The sequence below is a fragment of the Tardiphaga robiniae genome (assembly GCF_001618955.1).
GTDB lineage: Bacteria > Pseudomonadota > Alphaproteobacteria > Rhizobiales > Xanthobacteraceae > Tardiphaga > Tardiphaga robiniae_A.
In genome coordinates this window covers 317215-337644 of the sequence record NZ_LVYV01000045.1, presented here as the reverse complement: position 1 = coordinate 337644, position 20430 = coordinate 317215, and the positions used below count along the sequence as shown (strand labels likewise).

The following is a 20430-nucleotide window of genomic DNA, read 5'->3' as shown; positions in this document are numbered from 1 at the left end:
GCGAAATCTTCAACCACTGCGCCTCGTTCAATTCGTAGCGCTTCGTCGCCATCACATGCTCCGTCCAAATCACGGAACCCTATGAATCAGCGATTAGACCTCTTGGGAATCCTCAATGTCGATTGGCCCTAGCGCGTCTTGGTGCCCGCGCGGGGAACGCATTTGCGAACACGCGTCACACCGGACGTGCTCAGCGTCGTGCCGGACACTTCCTTGATCTGGCCGGTGGGGCAAGAGCCGTCGTCGACCAGAATGCGCTGGCCGAGGCGAACATCAACGATGTCCTGTTCGCGGTTGACCTGATCGATCGCCAGCGCCGGCGTTGCCAGCGCAAGCGAAGCCAGAATTCCTGATAGCCAGATTGCCGAGCGCATTGTGCGACCTTTGTTACTTGTTCTGAATCTTGAGGCCGTCGGGGCCGACATTGATCTGCAGCCCGCTGGGTTCTTTCTTGGTCTGGTAGAGATTGTAGCCGAGCACGCCGATGCCGACGATCAGCGCGCCGATGATCAGATAGAGCACGTTGCGATTGCCGGACATGAGGTCTCCGTTGGGGGCAGATCTGCCTGCCGGGCATTTTGTCTGCCCGGATTGTAGGGATGCGCATCCGATTCTAGAAGCGCAGCGGTCACCGGCATTGAGTGCCAGCCAGCCTCAAGTTCTAGCCCCCTGTGCGGGTTCCACGCGTCTTTGCCGCGGTCTTGCGGTGCGCGCGCAAACTCGCTGTTGAGGCTTTCGCCAGTCTTTCCGCCGATGTGACAAGCTCACGAATGGGATGGCCAGCGAAGCCGAGCACAAATCCCGGGGCAGGGCGGGCGCGCAGATAGGTGTCGGCAAGCAACCAGCCCTCGACGCCGGCTGCGGCCTTGGCTTGCGAAGCGATCTCGAGCGACGTCGCGGGTGCGAACTTCGCCACCAGATGCAGGCCCTGTGATGGCACCGGGACCGTCAGTTGCCCGTCTGACGCATCCGTCAACGTCGTCGCCAGAGCGTCGCGCGCCTCGCGATAGATGTTCCGCATCTTGCGCAGGTTGGCTGCGAAGGCGCCGGAGTTCAACATGTCGGCGACGGCGCCTTCCATCAATGTGCCGGGAAAGCGGTCCATCGCCGCGCGCGCCATCGTGACCGGGCCAATCAGGCGCTCGGGCAGGGCGCAGTAGCCAATGCGCAGACCGGGAAACAGGGTCTTGGCAAACGTGCCCATATAGATCACGCGTTGCAGGTGATCGATGCCGGCGAGCGAGAGCAGCGGCGCGCCATCATAGCGAAACTCACTGTCGTAATCGTCCTCGAAGACCCAGGCGCCGGCGTCTTTCGCCCAGTCCAGCAGTTCTAGACGCCGCGGCATCGCCATTTGTACCCCAAGCGGAAACTGGTGCGACGGCGTGACATAGGCCGCGCGCGCATTAGGTGCGGCCGTGCGCCCCCTGGCGACGATCAGGCCGAAGTCATCGACCGGCACGGACACCGGCCGCGCGCCGCAATGTTCGATCGATTTTCGTGCGGCGGGGTAGCCAGGGTCCTCGCACCAGATCTGCTCACCCGGTTTGAGGATGGCTGACAGCACGATGCGCAGCCCATGCTGTGTGCCCGATGTCAGCATGATCTGATCGGGATCGCAGCGCAGCCCGCGCGCCGACAGAAGGTGATTGGCAATCGCGGTGCGTAGTTCATAGCTGCCGCGGGGATCGCCGTAATGCAGATGCTCGCTGCCGAAGGCGCGCAAGCGGCGGCCGGCGAAAACGCGAAACCGGCGCAGCGCCTGTTCGTCGATATGCGTGCAACCAAGAGCGAGCGTGCCCCGCTGCGGCGCGTCGATGGTGATGGCCTTAGTCGGCTTGCTGCCGACCCGCGTTGGGATTCGCGCGGCGACGAAGGTGCCGGAGCCGACGCGTGCGACGGCAAAGCCATCGGCGATCAGACGCTCATAGGCATTGGTGACGGCATTGCGCTGAAAGCCGGTTTGTTTTGCGAGAATACGTGACGGCGGCAGCGCTGCGCCGGGCTTGGCGACGCCGCCGGTGATGGCGTGGCACAGCGCCTGATAGAGCCGGTCCTGTGAGGAGGCTCCCTCAGTGATATGCGCGCCAGTAAGATCGAGCGGCAGCTCGCTCTTCGGAATTGGCTTCGCCGAATTGGTCGGAATTTTTCGCATTGAATTGGCACTATCGCAGGCCAAATGGACGGGTACAACACATTCGAACGCTTCCAATTGACGGGGAATTGCCGTGACCACAGCCGAACTGAAGACCGCTGAGCCGACGAATGCAGACACCGCGTCATATCCGCTCACGGCGCGCAATCGCGTGAAGCGACGACATGACCGCGGCTTCTACGACCACGAGACCGTGCATAAAATTCTGGACGCATCGATGATGTGCCACGTCTCCTACGTCATCGACGGCCAGCCCTACTGCACGCCGACATTCTTCTGGCGCGAAGGTACCAAGTTGTACTGGCACGGGAGCAGTGCCAGCCGCATGCTGAAGAACCAGACCGCGCAGCAGCGCGTCTGTCTCACGGTAGCCTTTCTCGACAGCCTCGTGCTGGCGCGCTGCGGCTTCAATCATTCGGCGGACTACCGTGCGGTGATGGCGTTCGGAAACGCCTATCTGGTCACCGATCCCGAGGAGAAGGAGCGGGCGGGCATTGCGATGGTCGACCGCTTCTTCCCGGATCGCACCGCCAGTTTGCGCGAGACCACGGCGCAGGAAATGAAGGCGACATCCTTTATCGCCATGGAGATCGAGGAGGCATCGGCAAAGATCCGCGCCAAGGGCGTCGCCGATGACGACGAGGATTACGAACTGCCGATCTATGCCGAACGCATTCCGGTGAAGACGGTGATCGGTGCGCCGGAGCCGTGTCCGCGGCTGTTGCCCGGTGTCGAGCGGCCTGCATCCTTGCAAGCATATTCGGAAGGGCGGCTGCTCGAAGATGCACTGACAGATGCCTATTTTCTGCAATACCCGGCAAGTTGAGATCGGGCTAGGGTGGCGGCATTCACGACCTCTTAGTCTCAACTGGATCCTGCCGAATGACTGCCGCCGATACGCAACGCAAGATCCTGGACGCCGTCGATGCTGCTTTCGACGCGCAACTCGCCACCACCCGGGATTTCGTTGCGATACCCTCGACCCGCGGCGCCGAAGGCCCGTGCCAGGACATGATCGGCGACCTCCTGCGTGAGCGCGGCTATGAGGTCGACGACTGGCACATCAATATGGATGAGCTGAAGGATCTGCGCGGCGTCGGCATGATCGAGCATGACTTCTCGAAGGCGCGCTCGGTCGTCGGCACCTATCGGCCGACGACCAATGCCGGCAAATCGCTGATCCTGCAGGGCCACTGCGATGTGGTGCCGGTCGGACCATTGGACATGTGGGATAATCCGCCGTTCTCGCCTGTTATCAAGGACGGCAAGATGTATGGCCGCGGCGCCTGCGACATGAAGTCGGGCACCATCGGCGCGCTCTATGCGCTGGATGCGATCAAGGCCGCTGGCCTCAAGCCGACCGCGCGCATTCACTTCCAGTCGGTGATCGAAGAAGAGAGCACCGGTGTCGGTGCGCTCTCGACCTTGCAGCGCGGCTACCGTGCCGATGCGTGCTTCATTCCCGAACCCACGTCGGGTAAGATGGTGCGTTCGCAGGTCGGCGTGATCTGGTTTCGTCTGAAGGTGCGTGGCTTCCCGGTGCATGTGTTCGAAGCTGGCTCCGGCTCTAATGCCATTACTGCCGCCTATCATCTGATCCATGCGGTCGAGCAACTCGAGATCGAATGGAATAAGCGCGCGGAAGCCGATCCGCACTTCAAGGCGGTGAACCATCCGATCAATTTCAACCCGGGCATCATCAAGGGCGGCGATTGGGCATCCAGCGTGCCGGCATGGTGCGACGTCGATTGCCGCATCGCTATCCTGCCGGGCTGGTCGGTGAAGGATTGCCAGGCGGAGATTCTCGCCTGCATCAGCAACGCCTCGCGTGGCCATCGCTTCCTGTCCAACAACCCGCCTGTTGTGGAGTGGTCGGGCTTCCTGTCGGAAGTTTACGAGCTGAAGGATTCCGCCGCACCTGAAGCCGCCTTCGCCAAAGGCTATGACGCCGTCTATGGCGGCGCGACGCCGGATCTCGTCTTCACCGCGCTCACCGACACGCGCTTCTACGGGTTGAACTACGGTATCCCCAGCCTGTGCTTCGGCGCGGACGGGCAGGCGATGCACGGCTTCAACGAATTTGTCGATCTGGAGTCGTTGCGGAAGTCGACGAAGGCCACGGCACTGTTCATCGCCGAATGGTGCGGCGTCGAGGCGCTGTAACGACTACTGCGGTTGGTGCGGCCACAGCGCCGCGACGATCGCGTCCAATCCATCTGTCAATGCCGCTGGTCCCGGTTGCAGGATCAGCGGCGATTTGATTTCGACGATACGGTTGTCGCGGATAGCGGGAATCGCGTTCCAGCCCGGTCGCTGCCGGATTCTGTCGGGCACGACTTTCTTGCCGCACCACGAGGCGAGGATCACATCGGGGGCCGCGGCAATCACGTCGGCTGGCATGACGATGCGATCCTTCGCTGCCTTCTGATGTCGAAGCTGCGGAAAAGCGTCTTCGCCGCCGGCGATCTCGATCAGTTCGGACACCCAGCCGATCCCGGTAATCAGCGGATCATTCCATTCCTCGAAATAGACGCGCGGCTTGTCCTGCCGCAAGTCTGCCGCAGCTTTGACGCTGGAAAGTCGCAGCTCCAAGCGCGTTGCAAGCTGATTTGCGCGCTCACCTGCGCCGACCATGGCGCCGAGCGTTCGGATCATCGCCAGAATGCCGGCGATGTCGCGCTGGTTGAACACATGGACAGCAACGCCGGCGCGCGTCAGCTCAGCCGCAATTTCCGCCTGCAGATCGGAGAAGCACAGCACCAGGTCGGCGTCGAGTGCGAGAATCTTCGGCACATCGGCCGAGATGAAGGCGGAGACGCGCGGCTTCTCGCGCCGCACCTGCGGCGGCCGCACCGCATAGCCGGAAACGCCGACGATGCGATTCTGCTCGCCGAGCAGATACAGCGTCTCCACGGTCTCTTCCGTGAGGCAGACGATCCGGCGTGGCGGGAAGTGGCGCATGATGTCGATATGCCGCGAAACAAAGCTCTTGTCACGGCATGGTGTTGTGTCGTGAAATTTCATCAAGCCCGCATGATGATGGGCAAGACAGACTGCAGGGAGTTGAGGCCAGCATGATGCCACTCGACAAGATCCACAGCCTCGCGATGCCGTTTTCCGTCTCGATGGGCGTGACCTTCACGGATGCCGACCTAGAGCGCGTCGTTGCGACCATGCTGGTGCGGGAGGACCTGTGCACGCTCGGCCATACGATCCATGGCGGTGCGGTGATGGCGCTCGCCGATGCCGTGGGTGCGGCGGCGACCGTGATCAATCTGCCGGAGGGCGCCAAGGGAACGACGACCATCGAGAGCAAGACCAATTTCACAGGCGGCGCGAAAGCAGGAAGCACCGTGCGTGCAATCGCAACGCCGGTTCATCGGGGACGCAGAACGCAGGTGTGGCAGACCCGGATCGAGACCGAGGAGGGCAAGCTGGTGGGCGTCGTGACGCAGACCCAACTGGTGCTGTAAGGCGGTGCGCTACGCCTTAACTTTTTGTTAACGCTCAGCTAATTGCATGGCTCACCTGCGCGGGCGCTGGCAAGTGCGGCATCAGTGCCCTTGTATTTCATGGTGCGTTGCACAATATAGGGTGTCTAGGGAATCGACGCTTTCCTCGAGGGCAACTTGAGGATTTGAACCATGTTAGACGCAGCAACCACCATCGCCATTTCGACTCGGGCTCCGGCTCGCGGACACGTGCGTGTCCTTGCAGCCCGCGAGCTGCCGCTGTTCCGCGACCATCTTCTGAGACTGGATCGCGAGAGCCGCCGCGATCGTTTCAACGGTTCGCTCGACGACGAATGGGTCGCGCGTTACGCCGAGAAATCCGTCAATACCGGCACCGTCATTCTTGCTTACTTCGAGGATGGCATCGTGCGCGGCGCCGCCGAACTGCATCAGGCCGACCTGTCGCCGGACTCGCTGCCCGAGATTGCCTTCAGCGTTGAATCCATCGTGCGCCGCAAGGGCGTCGGCAGCATCCTGTTTACCAGACTGATCGCGAAGGCGCGGTCGATGGGTTACGCGAAGCTGCGTATCACCACTGGCGCACAGAACGATGCGATGCGTGCACTGGCCAACAAGTTCGGAGCGCACCTGTCATTCCGGCACGGCGAATCCACGGGAGTTTTAGACCTGCGCGATCCAATGGGCGTGGGGCTCGTGGCGCAGCCGAAGACTTCGGCGCTCGATGTGGCGCGCGCGGTGGCCGACTATAACCGGGCCTATTGGGGAATGTGGTTCAAGCTGGCCGGCTGGGGCAAATCGTCTTGAGCGACGAACCGTTGTAATAAAGAAAAAGGCCTCGTGATGAACGAGGCCTTTTTCTTGTCTTGGGGCAGTACGCTTGGCGCTCAGATGCGCTTGTCGTTGCCGAATTTGCGCGTCACGCGACGCTCCACGACGATCGAACGCTGAGCACCTTGCTCGCCCGCTATCACGCGGGTGACGCGCAGCGTGCCGGTCGAGCGATTGGCCTTCTTCACTTCGGCCTGCACGGCGTCGAACGGCATACCCATCAGCGATGCGGCGATCTCCGCCTGCTGATCGAGATCCTCGGTGATGCCCATCGCGGCGAAGATGGCTTCTTCCAGGGTCGGGGGATCGCGTCGCACGCGGCGCGTTCCATATTTCGTGTTCCAGTCTTCGCTCATCGCTCGCCTCAGTGTTGATTTGCGATACCTAAGGGAGCTCTTGTTGCATTGCAATATGGAATTCCCGCGGCAAAGCAGCCATGCAAACTTGTTCCCGGAAAATGAGAAATAGTTCGACTGGTAGCTTTATGACAAAGCGGATGGCGGGGCGGTATCCCGTTGGGGCTGCGGCCAGCGTTTCAGCGCGGCGTGACCTGCATCGGTGAGCGCGTAGGTGCCGCGCGCCGGACTTTCGAACCAGCCATAGACATTGCGATGCAGGATCTTCTGCGCGTCGGGATAATCAGGCGAGAGCTCGCGCACCTTGCGCGGACCGACGACAAGCATCGCTGCGCAGGCCAGCGCCTGCTGGCGATAGGCGGTCATGATCGGCGCGCGCGTGCTGCCGCCGAGCGCAGGATCGCCCTGGCGCTTCTTGTGCTCGGTGATCAGGCGTGACCGCTTCTTCGGATTGCGCCGCGGCGCGACAGTGGCAGGCGGGACGAGAATCTCGACGCCGCCGGATTCGGTAATTCCCAACATGCCGAAGCCGAGCCTGCGGCACAGGTTGCGGTAACGCGCGTCGCTTTCACGGCCCTTGCCGCGGATCGAGAGCCTGGCGGCGACCCAGACCTCATCGCAGGCGCCTGCGCGATCAACAGCCTGCAGGATCAGTTCGAGATTGAAGCTGAGCTTGAGCTCGCCGATCACCACGATGGGCGGATCGTCGCCATTCAATGCCACGAGGTCGCAGCCTGATATCTCGCCTTTGACAGTAAAGCCAAGGCCTTCAAGGAAGTGTTTCACCGGAAGGTAGAGCGAAGTTTCCAAATCGAGCGTCCAAGTCGAGGTCCATGAGACGATGCGTCGCTGCAACCGCGACTCACCGGTCGAGTTTATCCGGGTTGGCCCGCGGCGACACCCGAGGCGCCTTATCCCTTGTGCGATCGGAGACCCGCGGTGAAAACCCTTCTGGAAATGTCGGACAGCTTTCGTCTGTTGCCGCACCTGATCGCCATGTCGATCGCCTATGTTCTGGCGCTGCCCATCGGCTGGAATCGCGAGCGCGCCGAGCGCAGCGCCGGGCTACGGACCTTTCCGCTGGTGGCGCTTGCCACCTGCGGCATCGTTCAGGCCACCGAAGGCGTTCTGAACGGTCATCCCGAAGGCACGGCGCGCATTATCGAAGGCCTGATGACTGGCATGGGCTTCATCGGCGGCGGCGCCATTCTGAAGGACAACGGCTCGGTGCGCGGTACCGCCACGGCAGCCAGTCTGTGGGCCACTGGCGCGACTGGTGCCGCGGTTGGCCTCGGTGCCTATGACGTCGCGATCGTCATTTCGCTGTTCACGTTCCTGACGCTGTGGCTTCTGGTGCCTTTCAAGCAGGAGGGGCCGAAGACGGAAGAGGACGCCACCAAGCCTCGCAGCGAAATATGAGCGACAAAATACCGATGCCGGCGCAATTCTGTGAGGGTTAACCTCATTTCGCCCGATTTCGCTGGCACATGGCAGCAATGATTGGCCTTTTGCTGCGAAGCAGCGTAAAGCTCCGTTGATCCCGATACGCACCGGACTCCTGGACCCGACGTGACCGCCAATTGAAGGGCGGCAGATTCGTTTCCGTTTGGTCCAAGCTATTGATCCCAAGGATCCTGATGAGTCCGACCGCGACGCGGTCCGCTGCAACCAAGGTTTATATCCGTGACATTTCTCTCGACTGGTCCGTCGCTCGCCCGCGCGTTGGCTGAGCGTAACTACAATGAATCCACCCCCGTCCAGGCCGCCGTCCTCGCTGACGATGCTGTCGGTCGCGATCTTCTCGTGTCTGCGCAGACCGGCTCCGGCAAGACCGTCGCTTATGGTCTGGCGATTGCCGACAATCTGCTCGAAGGCGCGGAGAAGCTGCCGAAGGCGGGATCGCCGCTGGCGCTGATTGTCGCGCCGACGCGCGAACTTGCGCTGCAGGTGCATGGCGAACTGACCTGGCTTTATCAATATGCCGGCGCGCGCGTTGTCTCCTGCGTCGGCGGTATGGATCCGCGCAAGGAACAGCGCGAACTGGCTGCAGGCGCACATATCGTCGTCGGCACCCCGGGCCGTCTTTGCGATCATCTGCGTCGTAACCGTCTCGACATTTCCGAACTGAAGGCCGTGGTGCTCGATGAAGCCGACGAAATGCTCGACATGGGCTTTCGTGAGGACATGGAGTTTATCCTCAAGACCACGCCGGCAACCCGCCGCACGCTGCTGTTCTCGGCAACGCTGCCGCGCGGCATCGCCAATCTGGCCAAGCAGTATCAGCAGCAGGCCTTCCGCGTCGAAGTCGCCGGCACCGAAGGCGGTCACTCCGACATCGAATATCGTGCGATCCGGATTTCGCCGAACGACGTCGAACACGCCGTCGTCAACGTGCTCCGCTATTTTGAATCGCCGAGCAGCATCGTGTTCTGCAACACGCGCAACGCCGTGAACCACCTGCAGACAGTGCTGCTGGAGCGCGGCTTCTCGGTCGTCGCACTCTCGGGCGAACTATCGCAGAACGAACGCACCCATGCGCTGCAGGCGCTGCGTGACGGTCGCGCACGGGTTTGCGTCGCCACCGACGTTGCTGCGCGCGGTATCGATCTTCCGAATCTCGGTCTCGTCATTCACTCCGATCTGCCGAACGATCCGGAAGTGATGCAGCATCGCTCCGGTCGTACCGGTCGTGCCGGCCGCAAGGGCGTCAGCGTCCTGCTGGTGCCGCCGTCGCGCCGTCGCCGCGCCGAGATGCTGCTCAATCTCGCTGGCACAGATGCGGTCTGGGGCTCGGCGCCGACCGTCGAGGAAATCCGCGTGCTCGATCAGCAGCGCATGCTGCAGGACACGCTGTTCACTGAAGAGTCCACCGAAGACGATCTGACCCTGGCGCGCGCGATGTTGGCCGAACGCTCGGCCGAAGAGATCGCAGCGGCACTGGCGCGGCTGTATCGCTCGCGTCTGCCGTCGCCGGAAGATGTACAGGATCCCGGCACGTTCCGCGGTCGCGAGGATCGCCCTGGCAGCCGTCGCCGGGAAGAGGATGGCGCTCCGGTCCGCAAGACCCCGAAGAAGAGCGAACCGATGGGCGAGGGCGCCAAGTGGTTCCGCGTTGCCATCGGCCGGCAGAAGAATGCCGAAGCGCGCTGGCTGCTGCCGATGATCTGCCGTCGCGGCGGCATCGAGAAGGCCGATATCGGCGCGATCAAGATCTATGACGGTAATTCGGAATTCGAGATTTCGGCCGCCGCGGCCGAGAAGTTCGCGACCATGATCAAGCGTCCGGACAAGGAAGACAATATCCACATCGAGCCGCTGGCCAACGGTCCGGAAGGCGCGGTCGCATCGAGCCGCACGGCGCCGGAAGATCGCGACTATTCCAACAAGCGCCCGCGCAAGCCCAGCTTCAGATCCGATGGCGACCGTCCGGACTTCAAGGACAAGGGTGCCTATAAGGAGAAATCCTGGAAGGACAAGCCGAAGAGCGACAAGCCTTATCAGGGCGACAAGCCGCGCTACGAGGGCAAACCGCGGTTCGACGACAAGCCGAAGTATGAAGGCAAGCCCAAGTTCGACGGCAAGCCGAAATACGATCCGGTGCGCGCCGACAAGCCGGCTTATGCAAAGCCGCGCAGCGAAGACACGCGTTACGAAGGCAAGCCGAAGTTCGAAAAGAAACCACGCGCGGACAAGCCGCCCTACGTCGCCAAGGCCAAGCGCGATGGCGGTGCGAATTTCGCCAAGCCTGCATTCGGCAAGAAGAAAAAGACCCAGGCGTAAGTCAGACGCGCCCGCTCACCGGCAGTAATGCGCCGGTGACGGCGCTGGCGGCGTCGCTGGCCAAAAACAGGATCACGCTGGCGAGTTCGTCCGGCGTGACCCATTTTGAAAAATCCGCATTGGCCATGTCGCGGCGGTTCGCCGGCGTATCGATGGTCGAGGGCAGCACGGCATTGACCGTGACCTTGCCCTTCAGCTCGGCGGCGAGCGATTCCGTCAACCGATGTACGCCAGCCTTGGAGGCTGCATAGGGTCCTATGCCGGTGCCGGCCTGAAGCGCGCCCATCGCACCGATATTGATGATCCGTCCGGCTTTCGACGACGTCAGATGCGGGATCGCCGCGCGCGATGCGTTGAGGGCGGTGAGCAGGTTGAGCCGATGCATCGTCTCCCAGCTCTTGTTGTTGCCGTCAGCGATATTTTCGAAGGCGAACGCGCCTGCGATGTTGATCAGCACATCGATCTTGCCGAATTGTTTGACCACCGCAGCGATGGCGGTGTCGGCTTGCGCGGCATCGGAGAGGTCGACGCCGCCGATCTGCAAACGATCCGGCGTAGACGCTGGCGTCTTGGCGGAATGGTCGATGGCGGCCACCGTTGCTCCGCTCGCAACGGCGCGTTCGAGCATGACCTGACCCAGCGCGCCCGACGCTCCGGTGATGACGACGATCTTTCCGTTCATGGGAGACTCCTGTTAAGCGCGATGATCCTGCCCGGAATTGGCCTTGGGTAATAACCACAGATAGATCGCGCCGGCGGCGAGCGCCATGCCGGCCATCAGGCCGGTCATCACCAGCGCCGGGTGTCCGAACGGTTCGAACACCGCGATCATGGCGCTGGCGAAGGCGCCCATGACCATCTGCATACATCGCATCACGCCGGCTGCCGCGCCTGCCACATGCGGCAGGTTCTGCAAGGCTTCGTGGTTGGTGCTCGGTGCGAGCAGGCCAAACGCGAAGATCGTGAGCGCCATCAGCGGCATCAACGACAGCGTCGTGACGGCGCCTGCAGGCACCAAAGCGACGGCTACAACAGCGCTGGCTATCATCAGCAGCAGACCGGCCATGATGATCTTGCGTGAGGCCACATGGCGGCGGCTCAGGCTCCCGCTGATCAGCGAGGCAACCAGCACGCCGCAGGAGGTCAGCCCGAACAGCAGCGCGAACATCGTGGTGGAGAGGCCGAGGCTGCCGATCAATACCGACGGCGCGCCGGAGATGAAGGCGAACATGCAGGCAAAGGCGAAGGCGTAGAGCAGGGAGAAGCCGACGAAGATGCGATCGGACAGCACCATGCGATAGCTTTCGATCAATTGCTTGGGGTTCAGCGAACGGCGCTTCTCGACCGGCTGGGATTCGTCGAGGCTGATGGCGCCGACGATCAGCAGGATCAGGCCCACCGCGGCCTGCGCGGCATAGATGGTGCGCCAGTTGCTGACGGTCATGACCCAGCCGCCCAGCACCGGCGCGATCATCGGCGCGATGCCGAGCACGGCGGCGATCTGTGACAGCTTGTGGCGTGCCGTGCCGTGTTCGAACAGGTCGCGCACGATGGCGAATGGCAGGATGGCGCAGGCGCCGGCTGCGAGGCCCTGCAGCAGTCGAAACGCGAGCAGTACGGTGAAGGATGGCGCGAGCGCACAGGCGCTCGCCGCGATCGAGAACAGCAGCAGTCCATCCAGCAGCGTCGCGCGGCGGCCAAAGCGATCCGCAAGGGGGCCACAGATCAGCGGCGAAATCGCAAAGCCTGCCAGGAACAGGCTGAGCGTCAGCGGTCCGCGCCCCGCTGCGTCGGCGAAACCCGCCTCGATCGCCGGAAGGCCCGGCAATCCCATGTCGATCGACAGCGGTGGCAATGCGGTCAATGTGCCCAGAAAGGCGGTGAAGGCGAAACTGTCGCGCCTGAGGGCCAAAATCGATTCCTTGAATATGCGAAAAATGCTTAGGCGGTCGCGGCGCTATTCTGCCGGACTGATCTGCGCCGGCAAGATCCGGCGGTCAATGAAACTGCTCAGCGTGAGCCCAAGTCCGGCCATGGCGACGAGTGCTGCGAGCAGCGGGAGCTGCGCATAATGCATGCCGGCATTCAGCGCCGCGCCGCCGATCCATGCGCCGGTGGCGTTGCCGAGATTGAACGCGCCCTGGTTCAGGGTCGAGGCGAGGTTCGGCGCATCGGTGGCAGCATCGACCACCCAGATCTGCAGCGGCGAGACCAGCGCGAAGGCGATGCCGCCCCACAGGATCAGCAGCACCAGCGTCGGAAGCGTCATGTGCACCACAAGCGCAAGTGCGCCGAGCACAATGACGAGACAGATGAATGCGCCGACGATGGTCGAGAGCAGATTGCGGTCGGCGAGGCGACCGCCGATCAGATTGCCGATGGTGAGACCGACGCCGATCGCCAGCAGCGCGCCGGTGACGCCATGCGGCGTGAGGCCGGTGACCTCTTCGAGCAGCGGCGTGATGTAGGTGAACAGGCTGAACATGCTGACCGAAGCCATGGTCGAGATCAGCATCGGCAGCAGCACGGGCCAGCGGCCGAGTGCACGAAACTCTTTCGCCAGTCCGCCGCGCGTGCCCGGCATGCCCGACGGAACGAAACGCGTGATTGCGAGGAACGCAACGATACCGATCACCACGACCGCCCAGAACGCAGCGCGCCATCCGGCGGCCTGTCCCAGAGCTGTGCCGAATGGCACACCGAGCACATTGGCCAGCGTGAGGCCGGCGAACATCAATGACACCGCTTGCGTGCGCTGCTCACGCGGCACCAGATTGCTGGCAACGACGGCGCCAATTCCGAAGAACGCGCCATGGGCAAACGCAGTGACCACGCGCGCGGTCATCAGCAGCCAGTAATCCGGTGCAAGCGCACAGCCGAGATTGCCGATCGTGAACAGCGCCATCAGAGCCAAGAGGGCAGTCTTGCGCGGGATACTTGCGGTGGCCATCGCCACGATAGGCGCCCCTATCACGACGCCCATGGCGTAACCCGAGACGAGATAGCCGGCCTGCGGAATGGTCACGGACAGGCTGCGCGCGACGTCGGGCAGCAGACCCATGATGACGAATTCGGTCGTGCCGATGCCGAAAGATGCCGCAGCCAATGCGAGAATAGGAAGGGAAAGTCGGATGGGTATTCTCCTGAGCGGAAATATTGCGATGCAATATCAGGAGATGTGCCACGACCTCAGCGATTTGGCGACCGCCTCGCGGGGGAGGCAGCATTGCGCGCCTCGGTCATCAAACTGTCGGGAGGCGTTTCGATGGAGTGGCTGTCAGCGGACAATACGCTGACTGTGCGATCTCAGCGCGAATGCAGGCGGACGGCTTAGACCGGAGGCCAGCTGCGCATGGCCATGTCGGCGAGTTTTCGCAACTGCTCGCGCGGTGCGCCGCCTGCGGCTTGCACGGCCATGCCCTGCAAGATGGCAGACACGTAGCGCGCGAGATCGCCGGCATCCGCATCGGCTGGCAGATCGCCTTCGGCGAGGGCGCGTGTGAAGCGAAGGCGCAGATCGTCCTCGCTCTTCGAGCGACGCGCCATCAGTTCCTGCTTGATCGTCTCCGCGGCATCACCGCAGCAGAGGGCGCCCTGGACCGCGAGACAACCGGGATTCCTGGGATCAGTCACCGCCTCAACGGATTCGTAGAGGATATGTTCGACCGCTTCGCGGGCCGTGGCCTTCTCCAGGCCGGTGCGGAAATAGCCGCCGGGGCCATCGACGTAGCGATCCAGCGCCTTGCGGAACAGATCTTCCTTGTTGCCAAACGCTGCATAGAGACTGGGCTTGGTGATGCCCATGGCTTCGGTGAGGTCGGCCATCGACGCGCCTTCGTAACCCTTGCGCCAGAACACATGCAGCGCGAGGTCGAGGGCCGTGTCGGTATCGAATTCACGAGGACGTCCCAGTGCCACGACGGGCCCTCCAAAGTTTTCTACCGTTCAGTAGATAAGTCTCTTGACAGTAGATGTCGATAGTCCATCTATACCGGACGTTACGAATGTGTGCGTTGCAGCGAGATGCCGGCGGGACCGGCCAGACGCGGAATGTACAGCTTAGCTACTGAAATGACAGGGCTTTACAAGGCCCACGCAGATTAAATGGGGTTCACGATGGCACATAATCTCCCTCGCAAGATCGCTTTTGGCGCCGGAATCGCGTTGGTGGCGGTCGCCGTTGGCGGCGGTGCGGCGCTGATGAATCTGTCCAGCGTGGCAGCTCAAGCCGAGTCTGGCGCGGTTGTTCCCGCTGCTGTTCAGGCTTCGGTTGCTGTGGTGGAAGCCAAGGCCACGGCGCCTTCGGACGAGTTTTCGGGCCGCCTCGAGGCCATCGAGCGGGTCGAGATCCGCTCCCGCGTTGCTGGCGCCGTCCAGGAGATCCACTTTCGCGAGGGCGCGCTGGTCAAGAAGGACGACCTTCTGGTGCTGATCGATCCGGCGCTCTATGCCGCCGACGTCGATCGCGCCCAAGGGCAGGTGTCCGCGTCGCGGGCACGCCTGATCCTCACCAAGGCCGATTTCGACCGCGGTCAGCAACTGACCAGCTCCAGCATCACCCAGCGCGACCTCGACAATCGTATCAATGCGTATCGTGAGGCCGAAGCCAACCTCAAGGCTGCAGAAGCCGCGCTCAAGACCGCCGAGCTCAATCTCAGCTACACTGAAGTGCGCGCGCCGGTCGCGGGCCGGGTCGGCAAGGTGGAGATCACCGTCGGCAACCTGATTTCGGCTGGCCCGTCCGCGCCGCTGCTGACGACGCTGGTCTCGGTCAATCCGATCTATGCAAGTTTCAATGCCGACGAACAGGTGGTGTCGCGCGCGCTGAAGACGCTGGCAGACGAGAAGACGCCGGGCGATATCGACCGCATCCCGGTTCACATGACCACCGTCACTGATAGCGCACCGGTGAAGGGCCGCATGCAGTTCATCGATAATCAGGTCGATCCGCGCAGCGGCACGGTGCGGGTGCGTGCGATGTTCGACAATGCCGATGGCCGGTTGATGCCCGGCCAGTTCGCGCGGCTCACAATGGGTCAGCCGAAGGCAGAACAGACGCTGCTGATTAGCGAGCGGGCAGTTGGCACCGACCAGAACAAGAAGTTCGTCATGGTGGTCGATGCCAAGGACAAGGCGCAATATCGTGAAGTGATCCTTGGGCCCTCGGTTGATGGCATGCGCGTGATCCTCAACGGCCTCAAAGCCGGTGAACGGATCGTGGTCAACGGACTTCAGCGCGTGCGGCCGGGTGTGACCATCAAGCCGGAGATGGTGGCGATGAACGCCGCGTCTCTCGTCTCGATCAAGGCCGTCGCGCAGAACTGATAACGACCGCCCTGTCCGCAGGCGGGCAGGGCGTTCTTCCTAATACACAGCACGTCATCGAGGTCGAGCGATCGGCCGCGCGGGGCCCTTGTACCCCGCAGGTCTGGATCATCACGGAATAGCGCCATGAACTTTTCAAAATTCTTTATTGATCGTCCGATCTTTGCCGGCGTGTTGTCGACGGTGATTTTTCTTGCCGGCCTGTTGTCGATGCCGGTGCTGCCGATCTCCGAATATCCGGAAGTCGCGCCGCCGACCGTGGTGGTGACAGCGAATTATCCCGGCGCCAATCCAAAGGTGATTGCGGAAACGGTCTCGACGCCTATCGAAGAGCAGATCAATGGCGTCGAGAACATGCTTTATATGAGCAGCCAGGCGACCACCGACGGCAGGATGACGCTCAACGTCACCTTCCGCCTTGGCACCGATCCCGACAAGGCGCAGCAACTGGTGCAGAACCGCGTCTCGCAGGCCGAGCCGCGCTTGCCGGCGGAAGTGCGCGCGCTGGGCGTGACGACGATCAAGAGCGCGCCAGACCTCACCATGGTCGTACATCTGCTGTCGCCGAATGACCGCTATGACATGACCTACCTGCGCAACTACGCGGTGCTCAACGTGAAGGACCGCCTCGCGCGCATCGAAGGCGTCGGTCAGGTGCAGCTGTTCGGCTCGGGCGACTACTCCATGCGCGTCTGGCTCGATCCGCAGAAGGTCGCCGAGCGCGGTCTGTCGCCCGGCGACGTGGTGCGTGAGATCCGTGCGCAGAACGTGCAGGCGGCAGCAGGGCAGGTGGGCGGTTCGCCCAATGAGCCAGGCCTCGATCTACAGCTCTCCATCAATGCACAGGGACGCCTGCAGACCGAAGAAGAGTTCGGCGAGATCATCGTCAAGAACGGCGACAACGGCGAAGTGGTGCGGCTGCGCGACATCGCGCGCATCGAGCTCGGCGCTGCCGACTATGCACTACGCTCGCTGCTGAACAATAAGTCCGCAGTGGCGGTTCCGATCTTCCAGTCGCCCGGCTCCAACGCGATTCAGATTTCCGACAATGTCCGCAAGACGATGAAGGAGCTGAAGGAAAACATGCCGGACGGTGTCACCTACGACATCGTCTACGACCCCACGCAATTCGTTCGCGCCTCGATCGAGGCGGTGATCCATACGCTGCTTGAAGCTATCGCACTGGTGGTGCTCGTCGTCATCCTGTTCCTGCAGACATGGCGCGCCTCGATCATCCCGCTGATCGCCGTGCCGGTATCGGTGGTCGGCACTTTCGCCGTGATGCATGTGTTCGGTTTTTCGGTGAATGCGCTGACGCTGTTTGGCCTCGTGCTGGCCATTGGCATCGTCGTCGACGACGCCATCGTCGTGGTGGAAAACGTCGAGCGCAATATCGAGCGCGGGCTCGATCCGAAGAGCGCGGCCTATCAGGCCATGCGCGAAGTGACCGGCCCGATCATCGCGATCGCGCTGGTGCTGGTCGCTGTGTTCGTGCCGCTCGCCTTCATCACCGGCCTGACCGGGCAGTTCTACAAGCAGTTCGCGCTGACGGTGGCAATCTCGACGGTGATTTCGGCCTTCAATTCGCTGACGCTGTCGCCGGCGTTGGCCGCTCTGCTTCTGAAGGGCCATGACGCGCCGAAGGATGCGTTGACCAAGTTCATGGACAAGACGCTCGGCTGGTTTTTCGTGCGTTTCAACCGCTTCTTTGCCAGAAGCTCCGACGCCTATAGTGGTGGCGTGAAGCGTGTCGTCTCGCGCCGTGCGGCGGTGATGGGAATCTACGTTCTGCTGATTGGCGTCACCGGTTATCTGTTCCACGCAGTCCCGGGCGGTTTCGTGCCCGGTCAGGACAAGCAGTATCTGGTCGGGTTTGCGCAGCTCCCCGACGGCGCTACGCTGGATCGTACCGAAGAGGTGATCCGTCGCATGGGCGAGATTGCGCAGAAAGAGCCCGGCGTCGAGAATTCAATTCAGTTTCCGGGCCTGTCGATCAACGGCTTCACCAATTCGTCCAACTCCGGCATCGTCTTCATCGGCCTGGATGCGTTTGACAAACGCAAGGATCCGAGCCTGAGCGGAAATGCCATTGCGTTGTCGCTGAACAAGAAGTTTGCCGGCATTCAGGACGCCTTCATTGCCATGTTCCCGCCGCCGCCGGTGTCGGGTCTTGGTACGATCGGCGGCTTCAAGCTGCAGATCGAGGATCGCGCCGGTCTCGGCTATGAGGCGCTGAACGACGCCACCAAGGCTTTCATCGGTAAGGCGATGCAGCAGAAGGAGCTGGCCGGCCTGTTCTCGAGCTATCAGATCAACGTGCCGCAGCTCTATGCGGATGTCGATCGCACCAAGGCGCGACAGCTCAACGTGCCGGTTACCTCGGTGTTCGACACGATGCAGATCTATCTCGGCTCGCTCTATGTGAACGACTTCAACAAATTCGGTCGTACCTATTCGGTGCGCGTCCAGGCTGACGCCAAATTCCGGGCGCGGGCCGATGATATCGGCCAGTTGAAAGTTCGCTCCGACAGCAACGAGATGATCCCGCTCTCGACGCTGCTGCGCGTCAAGGAAAGTGCAGGACCGGAGCGCGCCATGCGCTACAACGGTTTCCTGTCGGCCGACATCAATGGCGGCGCGGCGCCCGGCTATTCCACCGGCCAGGCGCAGGACGCTGTGGCGCGCGTCGCCAAGGAGACGCTGCCCAAGGGCATCGACTTCGAATGGACCGAACTGACCTATCAGGAAATCATCGCCGGCAACTCGTCACTGATCGTGTTCCCGGTGGCGATGCTGCTGGTGTTCCTGGTGCTCGCCGCACAATACGAAAGCCTGACGCTGCCATTGTCGATCATCATGATCGTGCCGATGGGTTTGCTGGCGGCGATGTTCGGTGTCTGGTTGACCAAGGGCGACAACAACGTCTTCACCCAGATTGGTCTGATCGTCTTGGTCGGTCTGTCGGCGAAGAACGCCATCCTGATCGTGGAGTTTGCCCGCGAGCTGGAATTTGCCGGGCGGACACCGATCCAGGCCGCGATCGAGGCCAGCCGTTTGCGGTTGCGGCCGATCCTGATGACGTCGTTGGCCTTCATCATGGGCGTCGTGCCGCTGGTGACGTCCACCGGCGCGGGCTCGGAGATGCGTCATGCCATGGGTGTCGCGGTGTTCGCCGGCATGATCGGCGTCACGGCCTTCGGCATCTTCTTCACGCCGATGTTCTATGTGCTGCTGCGTGCCATGGCAGGCAACCGTCCGCTGACCCAGCATGGCGAAGCGACGGTCGATCAGGCAGCGCCGCTGGCCCCGGGATCGCACGAAGCAGAATCGCGCCCGCATGCCACGTTGACACCCCACTCGTGATGCCCAGACTGAGTCTCACCTAAGTCAAATCACGCGCACTCAAATTCCGGAGGCCGCAATTTCTGCGGCATCACGGCGCGCGGATCAGGGGAGAGAAACATGTCGACCGATCGCAGCCTCATGTCTCGTCGCAGCGCGCTTGCGCTGCTGGGCGCCTCTATCGCAGCACCGCGTGTGGCAACTGCGCAGGGCGCCTGGCCGACCCGCAGCGTGAGATATTCCCTTGGCTTCGCGGCTGGCGGCGCGACGGATACGCTGTCGCGGATCTTCTGTCAGAAGATGAGCGACCTCACTGGGCAGCAATTCGTGGTCGAAAATCGCGGCGGAGCAGGCGGTGTGCTCGGCGCCGATGCCATCGCGAAGGCGCAGCCCGATGGTTACGTGCTCGGCATGGGCAGTATCGCGACCAATGCTATCGCGGTCGGGACTTACGCCAAGCTGCCTTATCAGGCCGGCAAGGATTTCACCTTCATCAGCGGGCTGTGGCAGTTGCCGAATGTGCTGGTCGTCAAGAAGGACCTGCCGGTGAAAGATCTCAAGGAGTTCATTGCACTAGCCAAAGCAAGCCCCGGCAAATACAGCTACGCGTCGCCGGGCATCGGCACCACGCTGCATCTGTCCGGCGAGATGATGAAGAGCGCGGCTGGCATCGATCTGCAGCACATCACTTACAAGGGCGGCAGCCCGGCGATGGTCGACCTCCTGGCCGGGCGCATCGATACGCTGTTCGACAATCTGCCGGGCTCGCTGCAGCAGATCCGCGACGGCGGGGTACGCGCCATTGCCGTGACCACGGCGGGCCGCAGCCCCGCGGTGCCGGACGTGCCGGCCATCGGCGAGGTTCTGCCCGGCTACGAGCTGACCTCGTGGACTGCGCTCTGCGGTCCGGCCGGCATGGCGCCCGATCTCGTGGCGCGGATCAATACGCTGGCTGTGCAGGCGCTGAAGGACCCAACCGTCGGCGCGAAATTCGCCGAACTTGGCGCGCAGCCGTTCCCGACCTCGAGCGCGGAGATCACGGCGTTCCGCGACAAGGAAGAAGCGCGGCTCTTGCCTGTGATCAAGGCCGCTGGGATCGTTCCGAGTTGATCAGGTGCGCTTTCCTCCATTGCATATCTTCCGCTACAGTGCGAAAGGCGCTGCAGGGGAA

General features: G+C 62.4%; 19 protein-coding genes. 9 read left to right on the top strand and 10 right to left on the bottom strand.

From position 1 onward, the window contains the following. Positions 1 to 128 precede the first annotated feature (128 nt). The 3 genes from A4A58_RS24070 to A4A58_RS24065 all read right to left on the bottom strand — a co-directional run bounded on the left by A4A58_RS24070 (position 129) and on the right by A4A58_RS24065 (position 2155). Positions 129 to 374 (bottom strand): DUF6719 family protein, encoded by a 246-nt coding sequence (locus A4A58_RS24070; RefSeq protein ID WP_068736867.1) that lies wholly within the window; start codon positions 372 to 374, stop codon positions 129 to 131. 13 nt (positions 375 to 387) lie between these two features. Beyond that, positions 388 to 540, bottom strand: a complete 153-nt coding sequence (locus tag A4A58_RS31190; RefSeq protein WP_165826841.1) for a hypothetical protein — start codon at positions 538 to 540, stop codon at positions 388 to 390. A 121-nt stretch (positions 541 to 661) separates the two neighbouring features. After that, a complete protein-coding gene (locus A4A58_RS24065; RefSeq protein WP_068736864.1) occupies positions 662 to 2155 on the bottom strand; it encodes a PLP-dependent aminotransferase family protein in 1494 nt (497 codons plus the stop codon). 73 nt (positions 2156 to 2228) lie between these two features. Here A4A58_RS24065 and A4A58_RS24060 point away from each other — a divergent pair, with 73 nt between their 5' ends. Then, a complete protein-coding gene (locus A4A58_RS24060) occupies positions 2229 to 2981 on the top strand; it encodes a pyridoxamine 5'-phosphate oxidase family protein (protein WP_244499847.1) in 753 nt (250 codons plus the stop codon). Positions 2982 to 3037: 56 nt separating this feature from the next. After that, entirely contained in the window at positions 3038 to 4318 is a 1281-nt protein-coding gene (locus A4A58_RS24055; protein WP_068736862.1) for an ArgE/DapE family deacylase, read from the top strand. 3 nt (positions 4319 to 4321) lie between these two features. Here A4A58_RS24055 and A4A58_RS24050 read toward each other — a convergent pair whose 3' ends face one another. After that, on the bottom strand, positions 4322 to 5116 hold the full coding sequence (locus A4A58_RS24050) for a cobalamin-binding protein (RefSeq protein ID WP_068736950.1): 795 nt from the start codon (positions 5114 to 5116) through the stop codon (positions 4322 to 4324). Between the two features lie 113 nt (positions 5117 to 5229). Between A4A58_RS24050 and A4A58_RS24045 the strand changes: the two genes are divergently transcribed. Both A4A58_RS24045 and A4A58_RS24040 read left to right on the top strand, forming a co-directional pair. After that, positions 5230 to 5628 carry a PaaI family thioesterase gene (locus tag A4A58_RS24045; RefSeq protein ID WP_068736860.1) on the top strand — a complete coding sequence of 133 codons (399 nt, stop codon included), beginning with the start codon at positions 5230 to 5232 and terminating at the stop codon, positions 5626 to 5628. Positions 5629 to 5799: 171 nt separating this feature from the next. After that, on the top strand, positions 5800 to 6432 hold the full coding sequence (locus A4A58_RS24040; RefSeq protein ID WP_068736858.1) for a GNAT family N-acetyltransferase: 633 nt from the start codon (positions 5800 to 5802) through the stop codon (positions 6430 to 6432). An 80-nt stretch (positions 6433 to 6512) separates the two neighbouring features. On the opposite strand, the gene A4A58_RS24035 is transcribed toward A4A58_RS24040, so the two are convergent. Then, a complete protein-coding gene (locus A4A58_RS24035) occupies positions 6513 to 6812 on the bottom strand; it encodes a hypothetical protein (RefSeq protein ID WP_068736856.1) in 300 nt (99 codons plus the stop codon). 126 nt (positions 6813 to 6938) lie between these two features. Continuing rightward, the gene (locus tag A4A58_RS24030) at positions 6939 to 7622 is read right to left on the bottom strand and encodes a DUF2161 domain-containing phosphodiesterase (RefSeq protein WP_068736854.1); all 684 of its coding nucleotides are present in this window, start codon (positions 7620 to 7622) and stop codon (positions 6939 to 6941) included. Between the two features lie 129 nt (positions 7623 to 7751). Here A4A58_RS24030 and A4A58_RS24025 point away from each other — a divergent pair, with 129 nt between their 5' ends. Together A4A58_RS24025 and A4A58_RS24020 are read left to right on the top strand one after the other, a co-directional pair. Further along, positions 7752 to 8231, top strand: a complete 480-nt coding sequence (locus A4A58_RS24025; protein ID WP_081422026.1) for an MgtC/SapB family protein — start codon at positions 7752 to 7754, stop codon at positions 8229 to 8231. Positions 8232 to 8495: 264 nt separating this feature from the next. After that, on the top strand, positions 8496 to 10592 hold the full coding sequence (locus A4A58_RS24020) for a DEAD/DEAH box helicase (protein ID WP_068736849.1): 2097 nt from the start codon (positions 8496 to 8498) through the stop codon (positions 10590 to 10592). A gap of 1 nt (position 10593) precedes the next feature. On the opposite strand, the gene fabG is transcribed toward A4A58_RS24020, so the two are convergent. The 4 genes from fabG to A4A58_RS24000 all read right to left on the bottom strand — a co-directional run bounded on the left by fabG (position 10594) and on the right by A4A58_RS24000 (position 14510). Next, positions 10594 to 11274 (bottom strand): 3-oxoacyl-ACP reductase FabG, encoded by a 681-nt coding sequence (gene fabG, locus A4A58_RS24015; RefSeq protein WP_068736847.1) that lies wholly within the window; start codon positions 11272 to 11274, stop codon positions 10594 to 10596. 12 nt (positions 11275 to 11286) lie between these two features. After that, positions 11287 to 12504: a multidrug effflux MFS transporter gene (locus A4A58_RS24010; RefSeq protein ID WP_068736845.1), complete on the bottom strand. Its 1218-nt coding sequence runs from the start codon at positions 12502 to 12504 to the stop codon at positions 11287 to 11289. Between the two features lie 45 nt (positions 12505 to 12549). Next, the gene (locus A4A58_RS24005; protein WP_283804906.1) at positions 12550 to 13698 is read right to left on the bottom strand and encodes an MFS transporter; all 1149 of its coding nucleotides are present in this window, start codon (positions 13696 to 13698) and stop codon (positions 12550 to 12552) included. 224 nt (positions 13699 to 13922) lie between these two features. Continuing rightward, a complete protein-coding gene (locus A4A58_RS24000; RefSeq protein WP_068736841.1) occupies positions 13923 to 14510 on the bottom strand; it encodes a TetR/AcrR family transcriptional regulator in 588 nt (195 codons plus the stop codon). Between the two features lie 198 nt (positions 14511 to 14708). Between A4A58_RS24000 and A4A58_RS23995 the strand changes: the two genes are divergently transcribed. From A4A58_RS23995 to A4A58_RS23985, 3 genes are all read left to right on the top strand, one after another. Then, positions 14709 to 15917, top strand: coding sequence for an efflux RND transporter periplasmic adaptor subunit (locus tag A4A58_RS23995; protein WP_081422035.1), 1209 nt, complete (start codon positions 14709 to 14711; stop codon positions 15915 to 15917). A 126-nt stretch (positions 15918 to 16043) separates the two neighbouring features. Further along, positions 16044 to 19280 (top strand): efflux RND transporter permease subunit, encoded by a 3237-nt coding sequence (locus A4A58_RS23990; protein WP_068736837.1) that lies wholly within the window; start codon positions 16044 to 16046, stop codon positions 19278 to 19280. A 99-nt stretch (positions 19281 to 19379) separates the two neighbouring features. Beyond that, the gene (locus A4A58_RS23985; protein ID WP_068736835.1) at positions 19380 to 20369 is read left to right on the top strand and encodes a Bug family tripartite tricarboxylate transporter substrate binding protein; all 990 of its coding nucleotides are present in this window, start codon (positions 19380 to 19382) and stop codon (positions 20367 to 20369) included. Positions 20370 to 20430 lie beyond the last annotated feature (61 nt).